Source organism: Pseudomonas sp. SIMBA_068 (genome assembly GCF_046534705.1).
In the GTDB taxonomy this organism is placed as follows: domain Bacteria; phylum Pseudomonadota; class Gammaproteobacteria; order Pseudomonadales; family Pseudomonadaceae; genus Aquipseudomonas; species Aquipseudomonas putida.
On record NZ_JAWRYI010001844.1, the window covers coordinates 1 to 230 of the forward strand.

General features: G+C 62.2%; 1 protein-coding gene. It reads left to right on the forward strand.

The window, feature by feature from the left end:
* Positions 1–8: 8 nt before the first annotated feature.
* On the forward strand, positions 9–230 hold a 222-nt coding region (locus tag SB756_RS36150; protein WP_410914065.1), incomplete at its 3' end, for a response regulator.

A 230-nucleotide genomic window follows, 5' to 3' on the forward strand; every position in this document is an offset into this window, starting at 1 on the left:
GGGAATCTGTGAACGTGAGCAGACTGCTGATCGTCGATGACGACGTGGAAGTGCTGGCATTGCTGAAGAAATTCTTCGTCCAGCACGCCTATGAAGTCGACGTGGCCGCCGACGGCGAGGCCATGTGGGCGGCCATCGCACAACAGCGGCCGGACACGATCATCCTCGACCTCATGTTGCCCGGCGAAGGCGGCCTCAGCCTCTGCCAGAAAGTGCAGGCGCAGGTCGGC